A 14275-nucleotide genomic window follows, 5' to 3' on the forward strand; every position below is an offset into this window, starting at 1 on the left:
GAGAGCCAAACAATAAAACTATCAGCCCAGCTGATGGCTACTAAGGTTTTGAGCTGTCATTTATTAGGTAGGAACACCCTATCAAGATGATATGTATTGTAAAAGCTAGATAAAAAATCTAATGTTCAGGGTTCTTTTTCTCCGCTTACCTATGGATTTTGACCGCTTGGCTGAATTTTGTCCACAAACCTTTTTCCTTTGGTACAATTAGGCCAGTAAAAGGAAAGCGGGTGTTCAGATGCTTATTGAAACGAAAAACTTAACGAAGGTCTACGGTGAGAAAGCGGTTCTGGAAAACCTCAATATTCAGGTAGATAAGGGGCAATTGCTCGCTTATATTGGAACCAATGGGGCCGGGAAATCAACCACAATTAAGATTTTGACAGGGCTTTTGGCAGCCAGTTCAGGTCAGGTCAAATTAGCACCAAATCTCAAGATTGGAATGGTCTTTCAAGACAGCGTTCTTGATGAGGACTTGAGTGTTCAGGCAAATTTGGAGAGTCGTGCAGGCCTTTATCGCCAAATTGATAAGGCTTGGACTAAAGACTTGGTGAAGATGCTTTCGATTGAGGACCTCCTCAAACAGGAATACGGTACTTTATCGGGCGGTCAACGGCGTCGAGTGGATATCGCCAGAGCTCTCTTGACTAAACCAGATTTGCTTTTCTTAGACGAGCCGACAACGGGTTTGGATCTCCAAAGCCGCAGGGGTATCTGGGATCTGCTGTATCAGCTGCAGAGAGAAGAAGGGTTGACTATCTTTTTGACCACCCACTACTTGGAAGAAGCTGAAAATGCTGATATGGCCTATATTATTGACCATGGTCGGGTTCTGGTTCAAGGTTCTGCTCAAGAACTCAAGGAGCAATATGCCAAAAATCGTCTCTTGATTAAGACTGACCGTAGGAAATTTTCAGGGCTAACCTATGAGGAGAAAGCTGATGGTTGGTTGCTGTTTGAAGATCTAACTACGCCACAGGCCTTGGATTTTCTAGTTAGCCATCAAAATCACATCCTTGATTTTGATTTTCAAAAGGGGGACATTAATGATGTTTTTATGGCTGTTGCAGGAACTGAATTTAAAAACTAAGAAGGAGCTTACCTATGATTACAATGGCAAAAAGGAACTTACGACTCTATTTTCATAATAAGGTGACCGTTTTTTTCTCCCTCATGGGAGCCTGGATTGCCTTTGGCCTTTATCTCATCTTTTTGCAAAAAAACATGCAGGATGCTTGGTCTGGCACTAGTCATCCTGAGAAAATGCTGGATCAATGGATTATGGGCGGTACCTTGGCAGTAGCTTCTGTTACGACCGTTTGGACTGGTATTACTCGCCTAGTGCGTGATTGGGAAAGTCATAAGTTAGACGATTTTCTTTTGACAGACACGTCATTTTTTCAGTTAAATCTCGGTTATGTTATCTCCAGCACGGTTATTGGCGTGATTATGCAAGTTTTGGTTTATCTGCTGATGGCTGTCTATTTTAGCTGGCAGGATAATTTGGATTTTGTTTCTTTGGAGCAAGGATTGAAAATGTTTGCCATTATGGTTGCTAGCAGTGTGGTGAGTGCGGTGATCGGTTTGGCAGTCGTGCAATTTATTAAGACTTCAGAAGTTGTGGAGCGACTAGGTGTGATCATCGGGACAGCCTCAGGTTTTTTGGTCGGTGTTTACGTCCCAATCGGAACTCTGCCAGATTCTGCTCAAACTCTGATGAAATATACTCCTTGGGCCTATGTAGCCTCTGCTTATCGCCATATTATGATTGGTGATCAGGTGGTGAATTGGCATCGACCGGGGCTAAGTGTTCAGGAGTACTTAGGGATTGGCCTAAAATGGGAGAAACTGACCAGCCTTAGCCAAGAGTTCTTGGTCCTTGGTTTGAGTTTCTTAGCTGGCTTGCTTTTGCTGGGCCTGAGTGTTTTTGCAAGAAAAGCTAAAAAAATCTAAGAAACGATACTCAGAAAAAATGGATTTAAAGGAGATTAAAGCCATGCTAACTAATATTTTTGCTGGTCTAGCTATCATCTGTATTCTGGTCTATTATTATTTGTTAACGGTATTGCATATTAAGAACAGAGGAGTCTATCATCCGATTTCTCAGGCAGTCAGTGATTATGGGGTCGGCGATTATAAAAATTATTTTCAGTTGGCCGGTCTGTTGACGGCTGTGCGAAACATTGCCTTAGCCTTGGCCTTAGGATTTTGGACCTATCAGTTTGATTTTAAGGGGAAAGCCGTTGCTTTACTCTGTCTAGCTTTGCTTGGGACGTTAGGAGTAGCCGTTTTTCCAACAGACATAGAAGGGCAGGAAAGGACGCTTAAAGGCCGCTTGCATCTTTTGTTTGCCATTTTTCAATTTACAGCCTTGGCCCTAGTGCTCCTGAATTTTGAAGGCGCCTTTCTCCCTTTAAAATACCATTTTTACCAGCTTGCGTACTGTTTAAAAATTTTGGTTGAAATAGGTCTCTACGGTTTAGTAGCCGCTTTGATTCTTCCTTTTTTAAAAAAATACTTTGGCCTTTTTGAAAGAATTTTCCTTTTTTTCGGCAACCTTTACTTTCTTTTGATCTGTTTTGCTATTCTTTCTGTCAATTGATGATTGCATAACCAGCTCTAAAAAGTTAAGATAGAAAGAAAAATAGGAGATGGAGCATGCACTATCGCTTTGAGAAAATTGAAGCTTTAGAACCAGATGAGGTGCAAGTTTTGGTTCAAAGTCAGGAAAAAACAAGAGAAGTTCAAGACTTGCTGGATTATCTGTCAAGCTATGATCGTGAAGATGTGACTGTTCTTCCCATCAAGACTAACGATCGGATTGAGATGCTTAAAGTTGAAGACCTAATTTATGTTGATGTTGAAGGAAGTTATTTAATTTTGGAGGCATGCAAGGGTCGCTTTTTGACCAATGACCGCCTCTATAAATTTGCAGAGCGGCTGAACAATCCTGACTTCGTTCAGGTATCCAAGCATGCCCTGCTCAATATCAATCATTTGGAGGCTCTGGAAGCTAGTTTTTCAGGAAATATGCTGGCGATTTTGACGGGCCAACGCAAGCTGGATGTCAGCCGGCGTTATTTGAAATATCTCGAGCAACGCCTAGGATTGTGAGGGGTGAAGATGAAAATAAATGTTAGAAAGCCTGTAATTTATGCCATCGTTGGTGTTGGCTTTGGCGGAATTGTCTATACACTTAGTCTCTTAGCTGATGGTGCTCAAACACAGACAGTCAGTCAGATTACAAATGTTGTCTGGATTAGTGCTTTGATTGGCCTTGTGACCATGATTTATGAATTGGAACAGCCAGCTCTTCTTTGGCAGGCTAGTCTGCATTTTGTAACAGTTGCTGCTTTAATTGTCTTGATGAATAGGATTAACCATCATGCTTTGTCTCCTGCTTTTTTCTTGAATTTTGCCATAGTCTACCTAGTGATTTGGTTTGTGGTTTATCTGATCTTTTATCGCCGTGTTAGTAGGATTAATCGCAAATTGGCAGAAAAAAGGAGGGAGCAATCTTGACAAGTGCCTAGCCTTAGGATAAAATGAATAAGTATGTTTAGTAACTGATCATAATAATAGCCGGCTAAACGAATACGAAAATCTATGAGGAGGTATTCCAGGTGAAACGTACTTACCAACCAAGTAAGATCCGTCGTCAACGCAAACACGGATTCCGTCATCGTATGGCAACTAAGAACGGCCGTCGTGTTCTTGCAGCACGTCGCCGCAAAGGACGTAAAGTCTTGTCTGCATAATGACATCAAACACAAGATCAGCTCTTACTCGAGGGAGCTGATTTTTTCTTGGCTAAATCTCTAGCCCTCTTCTCATTTTCAAAAATGAGAAGAGGGAATAAGCTGGAGAACTGAGAGCCGATTTACTAATGGCCCTAAATCTTATTGGAACAGTCATCTTTTTAGACTTTTAGATTCAAATACGAGGTCTGGGATCTGATTTTAGGAATTTGCTTAATCTGAAAACGGTTAACCGTCTCCATCCTGTAATAATATGGTAAAATAAAGAGACTAAATATTGCAGAGAGAAGACTTAAGACCGGTCCTGATTGGAATTGGTGACTCGTGTTGAGAGGACGTTTAAATCTGCAAATCCAAAGATGAGAGGGAAGCAAACATGAAGGCCCATTGGCGATTCTTGTGGCGGACAGCCTTGTATTTTATTATCATTCTGATGTTATTGTATTTCTTTAGTTATCTGGGCCGTGGCCAAGGCAACTTTATTTACAACGAATTTTAAGAGAGGTTAGACTACTGTGATTAAAGATATGATTCAAACGATTGAAGCATTTGCTCAGTCGCAGGCGGATTATCCTGTTTATAATATTCTGGGAGAAGTCCATACTTATGGTGAATTAAAATCTGACTCTGATAGTCTAGCTGCCTATCTTGATACTTTGGCTCTGCCTGCTCAGTCACCAGTCATGGTTTTTGGGGGACAAGAGTATGAAATGTTAGCAAGTTTCCTTGCCCTCAGTAAGTCAGGCCATGCCTATATTCCAGTTGATCAGCACTCGGCTTTAGACCGAATTGAAGCTATCTTGGAAGTGGCCCAACCTAGCCTGATTATTTCTATCGGTGCTTTTCCAATGACTAATGTGACTACGCCGATACTAAGTCTATCGGATGTTGAAGCTGCTTTTGCGACAAAAACAGCCTACCGGCTGACCCATCCTGTTCAGGGTGATGATAACTACTATATTATTTTCACTTCGGGGACGACCGGTAAACCAAAGGGAGTACAAATCTCGCATGACAACCTCCTAAGCTTCACCAATTGGATTATCAGCGATCCAGAATTCAGCATTCCTGAGCATCCGCAGATGCTGGCTCAGCCGCCGTATTCCTTTGACTTATCGGTTATGTACTGGGCTCCGACTCTGGCCAAGGGCGGTACCCTCTTTGCTCTTCCTAAGGAAATCATTGTTGATTTTAAGAAACTTTTTGTAACGATCAATGAGCTGCCGATTGGGGTTTGGACCTCAACGCCATCGTTTGTTGATATGGCCATGCTGTCGGATGACTTTAATAGTCAAACTCTGCCTCAGCTGACTCATTTCTATTTTGATGGGGAAGAATTAACGGTTAAGACGGCTCAGAAATTGCGAGATCGTTTCCCTCAGGCTCGTATTGTCAATGCTTATGGGCCAACTGAAGCAACGGTTGCTTTATCAGCTGTTGCTGTGACCAATGAGATGCTGGCGACCTGCAAGCGTCTGCCAATCGGCTATACCAAGAAGGATTCGCCAACCTATATCATTGATGAGGCAGGCAATCCACTGCCTAATGGTCAGCAGGGTGAAATTATTGTTTCAGGACCTGCCGTATCCAAGGGCTATCTCAACAACCCTGAAAAGACAGCAGAATCTTTCTTTAGCTACAAGGGTTTGCCGGCCTACCATACAGGAGATCTGGGGAAGATGACCGACGAAGGCCTCTTGCTCTACGGCGGTCGGATGGATTTCCAAATCAAGTTCAACGGTTTCCGCATTGAGTTGGAAGATGTGGCTCAGAGCCTCAATAAGTCGCAATATGTTGATTCAGCTGTAGCAGTCCCGCGCTACAATAAAGACCACAAGGTACAGAATCTTCTGGCCTATATCGTTCTCAAAGACGGAGTGGCAGAGCAATTTGACAAGGCCTTGGATATCACTAAAGCCATCAAAGAGGATCTCAAGGATATTATGATGGACTACATGATGCCCTCTAAATTCATCTATCGTGATGATTTGCCGCTGACTCCTAATGGCAAGATTGATATTAAGGGACTTATGAATGAGGTGAATAAGCGATGATCAGCTTTTTGACCTCTCTGCCTCAGCTGGAAGCTTATGGGAATCCTCAGTATTTTGTCTATATTATTCTGGCGGTTTTGCCGATTTTCATCGGTCTTTTCTTCAAGAAACGTTTTGCTCCTTATGAAATCTTAGTCAGCCTGGCTTTTATTGTTTTGATGCTGACAGGGAAAAACCTCAATCAGTTGTTATCCCTCTTACTCTATGTTATCTGGGAAACGGCTCTGGTTCTCTCCTATAAGGCCTATCGCAGGCGAGCCAATAGTTCTGGAGTTTTCTATGTCTGGACTTTTCTGTCGATTCTGCCTCTGGCCTTTGTCAAAGTAGCACCGACCATCTCGCATGGCTTTGCCTCCCTCTTTGGTTTTCTAGGGATTTCCTATCTGACCTTCCGAGCGGTCGGCATGATTATTGAGATGCGAGACGGAGTGCTCAAGGAATTTACCCTCTGGCAGTTTCTGCGTTTCTTGCTTTTTATGCCAACTTTTTCAAGCGGTCCTATTGATCGTTTCAAGCGCTTTGATGAGGATTACCAAAAGATTCCTGAGCGCGATGAGCTGCTCAATATGCTGGAACAGGCTGTCTATTGGATTATGCTGGGCTTCCTCTATAAATTTATCATTGCCTATCTGGATGAGACCTATCTGCTCAATCCAATGAAGGAAGGCTCTCTCCAATTGGGCGGTGTTTTTAATCGTTATACTATCGGTGTTATGTATGCCTATGGTTTGGACCTCTTTTTTGACTTTGCAGGCTATTCTATGTTTGCTTTAGCAATCTCCAATCTCATGGGAATTAAGAGCCCAGTTAATTTTAATAAGCCCTTCATTTCAAGGGATTTAAAGGAATTCTGGAATCGCTGGCACATGAGCCTGTCCTTTTGGTTCCGAGATTTCATTTTCATGCGGTTGGTTAAGCTCTTAATTCAAAAGAAGGTCTTTGACAATCGCAATGTCACCTCTAGTGTGGCCTATCTCGTCAATATGTTGGTAATGGGCTTCTGGCATGGAGTAACCTGGTACTATATCGCTTACGGTCTTTTCCATGGCGTCGGTCTCGTTATCAATGATGCCTGGTTCCGAAAAAAGAAAAAAATCAACAAGGAAAGAAAGAAGAAGGGGCAGGAGCCTCTGCCTGATAATAAGTGGACGCAAGCTTTGGGAATCTTTATTACTTTCAATGTCGTTATGGTTTCCTTCCTGCTCTTCTCAGGTTTCCTAGATGCCCAGTGGTTTAATAATCCACTGATTAAAAAATAAGGGGGAATAAAAATGGATATTAAAGCAGAAGTTATTGAAATTATTGATGCTCTTTTCATGGAAGATGTATCTGATATGATGGATGAAGATCTATTTGATGCCGGTGTGCTCGATAGTATGGGAACTGTTGAATTGATCGTTGAATTGGAAAGTCATTTTGATATCAACGTACCTGTTTCAGAGTTTGGTCGTGATGACTGGAATACTGCCAATAAAATTGTTCAAGGGGTAACGGAGTTGCGCAATGCTTAAACGTTTGTGGCAAATTTTTGGCCCTCTGATCTGTGCCTTTATCTTGGTTATTGCCCTAATTGGTCTTTATCCGAGTAATCGGGGACATTCCTTCAAGGCTGAGAAGATCGATGCAACCGCTTTGACTAAGGTTAGTTTTAAAAGTCGGGCCAAGAAAGTGCGGGCTCTCGGAGACCCTAGACACCGCTTCGTTCCCTTTTTTGGCTCCAGTGAATGGTCACGGATGGATGCCCTGCATCCTTCTGTCTTAGCTGATGCCTATGACCGTGGTTATACTCCCTATCTCTTAGGACAAAAGGGGGCAGCCTCTCTGACTCAATATTATGGTATGCAGCAAATCATTCCTCAGATGGCCCGCAAGCAGGCGGTTTATGTTATTTCGCCTCAATGGTTCGTTAAGGATGGTGCTAATCCGGCAGCCTTTCAAAGCTTCTTTAGCAATGATCAGATGGTAAGCTTTTTGCAGAATCAAAAGGGGACCCTATATGATCGTTATGCGGCAAAACGCTTCCTCAAGCTGTATCCAGAAGCTCCACTGTCCAAGATGGTGGAAAAGGTTGCTAAGGGTCAAACCTTATCTAAATCCGATCGAGCCCAGCTCAAGCTTAGAAAACAGGTCTTAGAGAAGGAAGATAACTTCTATAGCCAATTTGGTGTAAGTCGTTGGAACTATGATGAGAAAATTGCCAAGAAGGCTGCCACGTTACCAGATGATTTCTCTTATGAGGTTCTGTCAGCCAAAGCTGATAAGTTAGCTGCCAAGGCAACGAACAACAACCGCTTTGGGATCTCTAATCGTTTCTATAATAATCGGATTAAGGGAAATTACAAGGCCTTGAAGGGGGCGCAGAAGACATTTAACTATACTAAGTCGCCTGAGTTCAATGATTTGCAGCTGGTGCTCCACCAGTTTGCTCAGATGGATACTGATGTGCTCTTTATCATCCCGCCAGTTAATAAGAAATGGTCTGATTATACAGGATTGGATACTAAACTGTATCAAGCGTCCGTTGCTAAAATCAAATATCAGTTGCAAAGTCAAGGTTTTAATCATATTGCCGACCTTTCTAAAGATGGGGGGCGTTCTCACTTTATGCAGGACACCATTCACTTGGGTTGGAATGGCTGGTTAGCCGTTGACAAGTATGTCAATCCCTTCTTGACACAAAAGCAGGTTCAGCCAGATTATCATATTAGCGACGATTTCCTGACTCAGGACTGGGCTAATTATACAGGTCAGCCTGAGGCTTTCAAAGCTGACTAACCAAGTAGTAAGGGGAGTGGGCTCAACCCCAAAATTGAAAATTTGGATTTCACTACGTTCTGATTTTAAGGTGGTGACCTGAAACGGTCTCTTCCCTAGAGCGTTTTTGACACTTGCTTTGCAAGTTTCATTTCCCCCCATTCAGAACAGCTCAAAGGGCCTGAGAACCCTTTGAGGTTAGAAATAAGATGAATGACGATCATCACATTCGTTTAGGTTTTCCACTTTGGCCTTGCGGCAAAGAGAAAATCAGCCAGCAGTAGTTCATTGAGGCTGGGAAGAAAGTATTCCAGCCTTCTATTGTTGCAGTAATAACAGTTTGACGCAGTGGTTGATTGGAAGTCCTTATCCCCTTACTTCGCAAGAGATAGGTCAAACAGTCTGGGAGACTGTTTGAGAAAACCCAGATCAACTGTGCGGAGGTGGAACGATGAAGTCGATTTATATAAAAAATGACTTTTTATACGTAATCTTCAAAGATTACAATGTTTTGTGGGTGAGGGCGAAGCCATCATGGCTGTTTGTCCCACTCTCTAATGGACTGTGCAGCGGTAGACTTCTTGGCTTAGCCAACAAGTCTTGCTTTCACCGGATGCGTCAATCTGGTAAATCTAGAGCAATACAAGAGAGGCAGGACTGCCTTTCTTAATTTTTTATGGTTTGTCCTCAGAAGTCTTATGAAAGCGCTTGACAAGTTTCATCGGGATTCCTATAATAGCTTTGAATTAAATAAAGATTGGAGCTAATCCTATGACATTAAAAAAATTAGCCTTTGGCTTAGTCGCCTTCTTAGCGGCCCTGCTTTTAGTGGCTTGCGGCAGCAAACAAGCGGCTGAGAATGCTAGTCCCCGTGAGACAGCTGATTTTCAATTAGTAAAAGCGGGACAGATGGATGTCCGAAATCACTATGAGTATAGGGGTGATAAGGTGTTGAAAATGACCACCACCACCACCTTGCTTTACTCAGCTATTCAGGTAGATTCAGCTGATGCTGCCAAGCAGTATTTAGAAGCGCACGGCGGTAACAAGTGGGATGGTGTTAAAGGAATTAAGCATAAGGTCGACTATCAAGGCGATCGAATGGTTGAAACCACAACAGTTGATTTTTCTAAGGTTGATATCAATGCCAACGCTGACCTCTTGCAAGTTCAGGTACCTGATGGTAAAAAGGTTGATCATATCAGCTTTAAGCAATCCAGTCAGGCTTTGAAAGATCAAGGTTACACCGAGGTCAAAGATGGTAAATTCCAAGAACTAAACTAAAGAATAAGATAGCAGAGGCTGGGAAGAAAGTATTCCAGCCTTCTCTTTTTGCAGTCATAACAGTTTGACGCAGTGGTTGGGAGAAAGACTTGTTGGCACTGCCAAGAAGTCTTTCCCCTGCACAGTTCATTAGGTGCTTTAGCACCAATGAACCACTGCTGATTGGAGGTCCTTATCTTGGGGTGCAGTCCCATTTTCAGGCACCCCCTTAAACAGTCCACTGGACTGTTTAACTACTCCGCAAGTGTTAGCGGCCAACCTAATCAACTGTGCGGAGGTGGGACAACGAAGTCAATTTATATAAAAAATCGACTTCTGTCCCACTCTCTTTTTATCTGGACTTTGTGATAAAATAAAGGCATGAATATATTCGATACCCATACTCATTTAAACGTAGAAAATTTTGCAGGAAAAGAAGCAGAAGAAATTGCAGCAGCGCGTGAACTCGGCGTGACTAAGATGAATATTGTTGGTTTTGATGAACCGACGATTAAGCGGAGTTTGGAATTGTCTGCCCAGTTTTCTGAGCTTTATTCGACTATCGGCTGGCATCCGACTGAGGCTGGTTCTTACACGCAGGAAGTGGAGGATATGATTGTTAGTCATCTGTCCAATTCGCGCGTGGTTGCTCTTGGTGAGATTGGGCTGGATTACCACTGGATGGAAGATCCTAAGGACGTTCAGATTGAGGTCTTTAAACGCCAAATCCAGCTATCTAAGGACCATGACCTGCCCTTTGTGGTGCATACCCGTGATGCCCTAGAGGACACTTATGAGGTCGTTAAGGAGGTTGGCGTCGGCCCCCGTGGTGGGATCATGCACTCCTACTCAGGATCCTTGGAAATGGCACAGCGTTTTGTCGAACTTGGCATGATGATTTCCTTTTCGGGTGTGGTGACCTTTAAAAAGGCGCTGGATGTGCAGGAAGCAGCGCAGAAGTTACCGCTGGATAAAATCCTCGTCGAAACCGATGCGCCTTACTTAGCTCCTGTCCCTAAGCGCGGTCGAGAAAATAGAACGGCCTATACTCGTTATGTCGTCGATAAAATTGCAGAACTCCGAGGCATCACTAACGAAGAAGTCGCGAAAGTCACGACTGAAAATGCTCTGCGCATTTTTGGAATTGACTGCTAATATAAGGAGAGGAATAAAATTATATGGTGGATACTATCAAGGACTTCTGGGCTCGTTGCTGCAAAGAACTCAATATACCAGAAGATACGAAGCATGAGACTTGGAGTTTTGGAAACACTAAAGAGATGGCGGATGAGCTAGCAGATTTAGTCAACAAGGGGATCAAAACAGCCACGACCTCAGCCTATGAATTGTATGAGCTTGGAGAGTGGGTGCCCCAGATTGGGGAATACAACATCATCCTCAATGGTTCGGATGAACCTGTTTGTGTCACGCAAACAAAAGTGACCTATATCATGCCCTATCATTTGATTCCGCCTGAGCATGCCTGGCATGAGGGAGAAGGTGATAGAAGTTACGCCTATTGGAAAAAGGTTCATGATGATTTTTTCACTCAGGAATACCAAAAAGTCGGAAAAGAGTTTTATGAACAAGCCCCTATGCTGTGTGAAGTATTTGAAAAGGTTTATTAATTATTCGCTAGTCAGTTTGTGCACATAGCGACAATAAAAATGATGGAAAATAAAATTAAAATACAAGAAGTCCTCGTCGTCGAGGGCAAGAGTGACACGGCCAATCTGCGCCGTTTTTATGAGGTTGATACCTACGAAACCAAGGGTTCTGCCATTACCGATGAGGATCTAGAACGCATCGCTTATCTCAATGAGTTACGAGGTGTTATCGTCTTCACCGACCCAGACTACAACGGTGAGCGTATCCGTAAAATTATCATGGAAGCTGTGCCGACAGCTAAGCATGCCTTTCTCAATCGCGGCGAGGCTGTCCCTAAATCAAAAACTAAGGGGCGCTCGCTCGGTGTTGAGCATGCCTCTTTTGAGGATTTGCAAAAAGCTTTGTCTGGGGTACTTGGCAGCTACGATGATGACAATCATTTTGATATTACCCAATCCGATCTCATGCGCCTCGGCCTTCTCATGGGAGCTGACAGTCGTCAGCGCCGTGAGTACCTCGGTGAACAGCTACGTATCGGCTATACCAATGGTAAGCAGATCCTCAAACGCTTAGAACTATTTGGCGTGACCTTGGCAGAGGTTGAGGAAGTGATGGAGAATTATCAAAAAAATTAAAAATTGGAGGAAGGGAAATGGAGCATGTTTATCTGCACGGTTTAGGCGATTCTCCATCTGTCTGGCGAGATATAGCAACTAAAATTCCTTCAGAAAAATCTTCTATTTTGCCTTTAGGGGATTGGTTTGATAAAGAGCATCCACATTACAGGCAATTGTATGAAGGTTTAGAGAATTACTGTCACGCTACTAGCGAGCCATTGGTTTTGTCTGGACATTCACTAGGAGCTATACTGGCCTTACATTATGCGGCTGCTCATCAGGATAAAGTTTCTGGCTTGATCTTAATTTCTGCTCAGTATAAGACACCCAAATGGCTGATAAAAGTACAAAATTTCATCTTTCATTTCATGCCTGAGCAGACTTTTAAAGGTTTGGGGCTGACAAAAAATCGGGCGATTGAATTTATGAATTCCATGGTAGATGTTAATCTAGAAGAAAAATTGTCGGCAGTCTCTTGTCCGACTTTGGTATTATGTGGAACAAAAGATGTTCCCAATAAGAGGGCTGCCAGAGAGTTAGCCAAGCGTATAAAGGTAGCTCAATTAGAATGGATTGAAGGTGGAGCCCATCAAGTGCTTACTTCTCACTCGGGACAGATTGAAAAGGCTATATATAAATTTCTAAGGAGCCAAGAAAGGTAATCAAACCATAATTGCTGGGGGCATATGATGACCTACAAGATTAGAAAAATGAAAGCAAATGAAGTTGATAGGCTGAATGATTTTCTGTATGAAGCGATTTTTATTCCGGAAGGGGCGGAAAAACCTGATAAAGAGATTATCAAGCTTCCAGATCTGCAGCTATATGTCAAAGACTTTGGCAGTCAGTTTGGGGATTTTTGCCTGGTGGCAGAAATCAATCAAGAGCTAGTCGGTGCTGTATGGAGCAGGATAATAGAGGATTATGGGCACATCAATGATGACACGCCTTCTCTTGCCGTTTCTCTTTTCAAAGAATACAGAGGGCAGGGGATTGGAACAGCCCTGATGAGAGAAATGTTGACTTTGCTCAAAATAAATGGCTTTAAAGCAGCTTCTTTATCAGTTCAAAAGGCCAATTATGCCGTTAAACTGTACCGGAAACTCGGTTTCCACACAGTATCTGAGAAAGATGAAGAGCTGATTATGGTGGTTGAATTATAGTAGGTTATTATAGTTCTTCAATTGGATATAACTTTGGAGAAAGTTAAGTAATGGCAAGGTATAAAGGAGTGCGATATGAAGGCTATTGAAGATTATCAGGCAGAAAAATATCAACAAACTAAATACGAAGAAATTGAATCAGGTATTTATCAGACCAAAGATGAGAGCGGAGAACTTCAGTATATGACTTCATTGTCTTTTGTACAGGAGCCCGACTTGGGTGAGGGAGCTGGTGAGGCTATATCGCAGTATCCTCTGGAAGACATTTTAGATGAATTTTACTGCTATATTAGTGATTTTTATAGGGATATGAATACAGCGGATTCTGAAAAGAATTATCTAGAGTTTGCCAGTTCTGACTTAGAAGATATTCAAAAACTTCGCTCGATTATCGGAAAACACGTCTACAATCTGGAAGAAGATGAGGGTGTGAGACTGATCATTGACTAAAATGAGTGCTTGGAGGTGGACATGCAGATTAGAGAAATGGTTATAGATGATTACGATGCGGTTTATCAGCTTTGGCTGTCCTGTAAGGGCATGGGGCTTAATAATCTGGATGATTCAAGAGAGGGAATTGCTGCTTTTCTCAAGCGCAATCCGACAACCTGTTTAGTAGCTGTTGAGGATACTGTGGTGGTTGGTGTTCTTTTGGCTGGTCATGATGGCAGACGCGGTTATATTTACCATACGGCGGTTAACCCAGATTTCAGACATGGCGGAATTGGCCGACAGCTGGTTGACCATGGACTTGCTGCGCTTCAGCAAGAAGGGATTCACAAGGTGGCCTTAGTTGTTTTTGACCGCAATCAGGCCGGCAATGGCTTCTGGGAAAAGTGCGGCTTTACCGTTAGAGAAGATTTGGTTTACCGCAATAAGGCGCTGACGGATATTGTCAGGATTGATACTTAAAACCTAATGCGAGAGTAATCTAGGAAGATCCGTTCAATGTCAACGCCATCGCAGAGTACGAGATTACGGAATTTTTCCCAAGCAAATTTGCAGAAGGTTTTGAAAGATTTGTTGAGTGAGAAATATCCTAACTCGATAATCTCTGT

The 14275-nt window shown here is 42.8% G+C and carries 19 protein-coding genes; all 19 read left to right on the top strand.

The features are described from left to right. The first annotated feature begins 238 nt into the window (after nucleotides 1-238). The 19 genes from STRCR_RS03085 to STRCR_RS03170 all read left to right on the top strand — a co-directional run bounded on the left by STRCR_RS03085 (nucleotide 239) and on the right by STRCR_RS03170 (nucleotide 14129). Entirely contained in the window at nucleotides 239-1090 is an 852-nt protein-coding gene (locus tag STRCR_RS03085) for an ABC transporter ATP-binding protein (protein WP_004228932.1), read from the top strand. Nucleotides 1091-1104: 14 nt separating this feature from the next. Next, complete coding sequence (locus STRCR_RS03090; RefSeq protein ID WP_004227002.1) at nucleotides 1105-1953, top strand: ABC transporter permease; 849 nt, start codon at nucleotides 1105-1107, stop codon at nucleotides 1951-1953. Nucleotides 1954-1996: 43 nt separating this feature from the next. Continuing rightward, on the top strand, nucleotides 1997-2602 hold the full coding sequence (locus STRCR_RS03095; RefSeq protein ID WP_004225350.1) for a DUF998 domain-containing protein: 606 nt from the start codon (nucleotides 1997-1999) through the stop codon (nucleotides 2600-2602). A 56-nt stretch (nucleotides 2603-2658) separates the two neighbouring features. Then, the gene (locus STRCR_RS03100; RefSeq protein ID WP_004229870.1) at nucleotides 2659-3114 is read left to right on the top strand and encodes a LytTR family DNA-binding domain-containing protein; all 456 of its coding nucleotides are present in this window, start codon (nucleotides 2659-2661) and stop codon (nucleotides 3112-3114) included. A gap of 9 nt (nucleotides 3115-3123) precedes the next feature. Further along, nucleotides 3124-3522: a DUF3021 domain-containing protein gene (locus tag STRCR_RS03105; protein ID WP_004229570.1), complete on the top strand. Its 399-nt coding sequence runs from the start codon at nucleotides 3124-3126 to the stop codon at nucleotides 3520-3522. Nucleotides 3523-3623: 101 nt separating this feature from the next. Further along, nucleotides 3624-3758: a 50S ribosomal protein L34 gene (rpmH, locus tag STRCR_RS11530; protein ID WP_004228750.1), complete on the top strand. Its 135-nt coding sequence runs from the start codon at nucleotides 3624-3626 to the stop codon at nucleotides 3756-3758. Between the two features lie 376 nt (nucleotides 3759-4134). After that, nucleotides 4135-4257, top strand: a complete 123-nt coding sequence (locus STRCR_RS03110; RefSeq protein ID WP_040804393.1) for a teichoic acid D-Ala incorporation-associated protein DltX — start codon at nucleotides 4135-4137, stop codon at nucleotides 4255-4257. A gap of 16 nt (nucleotides 4258-4273) precedes the next feature. Further along, nucleotides 4274-5812 carry a D-alanine--poly(phosphoribitol) ligase subunit DltA gene (dltA, locus tag STRCR_RS03115; protein ID WP_004226118.1) on the top strand — a complete coding sequence of 513 codons (1539 nt, stop codon included), beginning with the start codon at nucleotides 4274-4276 and terminating at the stop codon, nucleotides 5810-5812. Then, nucleotides 5809-7071: a D-alanyl-lipoteichoic acid biosynthesis protein DltB gene (gene dltB / locus STRCR_RS03120; protein ID WP_004229724.1), complete on the top strand. Its 1263-nt coding sequence runs from the start codon at nucleotides 5809-5811 to the stop codon at nucleotides 7069-7071. The genes dltA and dltB overlap by 4 nt, the downstream gene beginning before the upstream one ends. 12 nt (nucleotides 7072-7083) lie before the next feature. Continuing rightward, nucleotides 7084-7323 (top strand): D-alanine--poly(phosphoribitol) ligase subunit DltC, encoded by a 240-nt coding sequence (gene dltC / locus STRCR_RS03125; RefSeq protein ID WP_004228366.1) that lies wholly within the window; start codon nucleotides 7084-7086, stop codon nucleotides 7321-7323. Further along, entirely contained in the window at nucleotides 7316-8587 is a 1272-nt protein-coding gene (dltD, locus tag STRCR_RS03130; protein WP_004227123.1) for a D-alanyl-lipoteichoic acid biosynthesis protein DltD, read from the top strand. Before dltC ends, dltD begins: the two co-directional genes overlap by 8 nt. Before the next feature lie 750 nt (nucleotides 8588-9337). Next, nucleotides 9338-9850, top strand: coding sequence for a DUF1307 domain-containing protein (locus tag STRCR_RS03135; protein ID WP_004226319.1), 513 nt, complete (start codon nucleotides 9338-9340; stop codon nucleotides 9848-9850). 360 nt (nucleotides 9851-10210) lie between these two features. Further along, nucleotides 10211-10984, top strand: coding sequence for a TatD family hydrolase (locus tag STRCR_RS03140; RefSeq protein ID WP_004229046.1), 774 nt, complete (start codon nucleotides 10211-10213; stop codon nucleotides 10982-10984). A gap of 23 nt (nucleotides 10985-11007) precedes the next feature. Continuing rightward, entirely contained in the window at nucleotides 11008-11457 is a 450-nt protein-coding gene (locus STRCR_RS03145) for an ASCH domain-containing protein (protein WP_004227849.1), read from the top strand. Between the two features lie 42 nt (nucleotides 11458-11499). Next, complete coding sequence (rnmV, locus tag STRCR_RS03150; RefSeq protein ID WP_040804797.1) at nucleotides 11500-12072, top strand: ribonuclease M5; 573 nt, start codon at nucleotides 11500-11502, stop codon at nucleotides 12070-12072. A 17-nt stretch (nucleotides 12073-12089) separates the two neighbouring features. After that, nucleotides 12090-12716 carry an alpha/beta fold hydrolase gene (locus STRCR_RS03155; RefSeq protein WP_004226700.1) on the top strand — a complete coding sequence of 209 codons (627 nt, stop codon included), beginning with the start codon at nucleotides 12090-12092 and terminating at the stop codon, nucleotides 12714-12716. Between the two features lie 27 nt (nucleotides 12717-12743). Continuing rightward, nucleotides 12744-13217: a GNAT family N-acetyltransferase gene (locus STRCR_RS03160; RefSeq protein ID WP_040804395.1), complete on the top strand. Its 474-nt coding sequence runs from the start codon at nucleotides 12744-12746 to the stop codon at nucleotides 13215-13217. Between the two features lie 75 nt (nucleotides 13218-13292). Continuing rightward, a complete protein-coding gene (locus STRCR_RS03165) occupies nucleotides 13293-13667 on the top strand; it encodes a hypothetical protein (protein WP_004227396.1) in 375 nt (124 codons plus the stop codon). Between the two features lie 21 nt (nucleotides 13668-13688). Further along, nucleotides 13689-14129, top strand: coding sequence for a GNAT family N-acetyltransferase (locus STRCR_RS03170; protein ID WP_004227911.1), 441 nt, complete (start codon nucleotides 13689-13691; stop codon nucleotides 14127-14129). Nucleotides 14130-14275: the final 146 nt, after the last annotated feature.

Origin of the sequence: Streptococcus criceti HS-6, assembly GCF_000187975.2 — a bacterium.
Taxonomy (GTDB): domain Bacteria; phylum Bacillota; class Bacilli; order Lactobacillales; family Streptococcaceae; genus Streptococcus; species Streptococcus criceti.

What these genes read in the sequence shown, in the direction of transcription:
- STRCR_RS03085 (WP_004228932.1), top strand. Translation starts at nt 239, where the DNA reads ATGCTTATTGAAACGAAAAACTTAACGAAGGTCTACGGTGAGAAAGCG.
- STRCR_RS03090 (WP_004227002.1), top strand. Translation starts at nt 1,105, where the DNA reads ATGATTACAATGGCAAAAAGGAACTTACGACTCTATTTTCATAATAAG.
- STRCR_RS03095 (WP_004225350.1), top strand. Translation starts at nt 1,997, where the DNA reads ATGCTAACTAATATTTTTGCTGGTCTAGCTATCATCTGTATTCTGGTC.
- STRCR_RS03100 (WP_004229870.1), top strand. Translation starts at nt 2,659, where the DNA reads ATGCACTATCGCTTTGAGAAAATTGAAGCTTTAGAACCAGATGAGGTG.
- STRCR_RS03105 (WP_004229570.1), top strand. Translation starts at nt 3,124, where the DNA reads ATGAAAATAAATGTTAGAAAGCCTGTAATTTATGCCATCGTTGGTGTT.
- STRCR_RS03110 (WP_040804393.1), top strand. Translation starts at nt 4,135, where the DNA reads ATGAAGGCCCATTGGCGATTCTTGTGGCGGACAGCCTTGTATTTTATT.
- dltB (WP_004229724.1), top strand. Translation starts at nt 5,809, where the DNA reads ATGATCAGCTTTTTGACCTCTCTGCCTCAGCTGGAAGCTTATGGGAAT.
- dltC (WP_004228366.1), top strand. Translation starts at nt 7,084, where the DNA reads ATGGATATTAAAGCAGAAGTTATTGAAATTATTGATGCTCTTTTCATG.
- dltD (WP_004227123.1), top strand. Translation starts at nt 7,316, where the DNA reads ATGCTTAAACGTTTGTGGCAAATTTTTGGCCCTCTGATCTGTGCCTTT.
- STRCR_RS03135 (WP_004226319.1), top strand. Translation starts at nt 9,338, where the DNA reads ATGACATTAAAAAAATTAGCCTTTGGCTTAGTCGCCTTCTTAGCGGCC.
- STRCR_RS03140 (WP_004229046.1), top strand. Translation starts at nt 10,211, where the DNA reads ATGAATATATTCGATACCCATACTCATTTAAACGTAGAAAATTTTGCA.
- STRCR_RS03145 (WP_004227849.1), top strand. Translation starts at nt 11,008, where the DNA reads ATGGTGGATACTATCAAGGACTTCTGGGCTCGTTGCTGCAAAGAACTC.
- rnmV (WP_040804797.1), top strand. Translation starts at nt 11,500, where the DNA reads ATGGAAAATAAAATTAAAATACAAGAAGTCCTCGTCGTCGAGGGCAAG.
- STRCR_RS03155 (WP_004226700.1), top strand. Translation starts at nt 12,090, where the DNA reads ATGGAGCATGTTTATCTGCACGGTTTAGGCGATTCTCCATCTGTCTGG.
- STRCR_RS03160 (WP_040804395.1), top strand. Translation starts at nt 12,744, where the DNA reads ATGACCTACAAGATTAGAAAAATGAAAGCAAATGAAGTTGATAGGCTG.
- STRCR_RS03165 (WP_004227396.1), top strand. Translation starts at nt 13,293, where the DNA reads ATGAAGGCTATTGAAGATTATCAGGCAGAAAAATATCAACAAACTAAA.
- STRCR_RS03170 (WP_004227911.1), top strand. Translation starts at nt 13,689, where the DNA reads ATGCAGATTAGAGAAATGGTTATAGATGATTACGATGCGGTTTATCAG.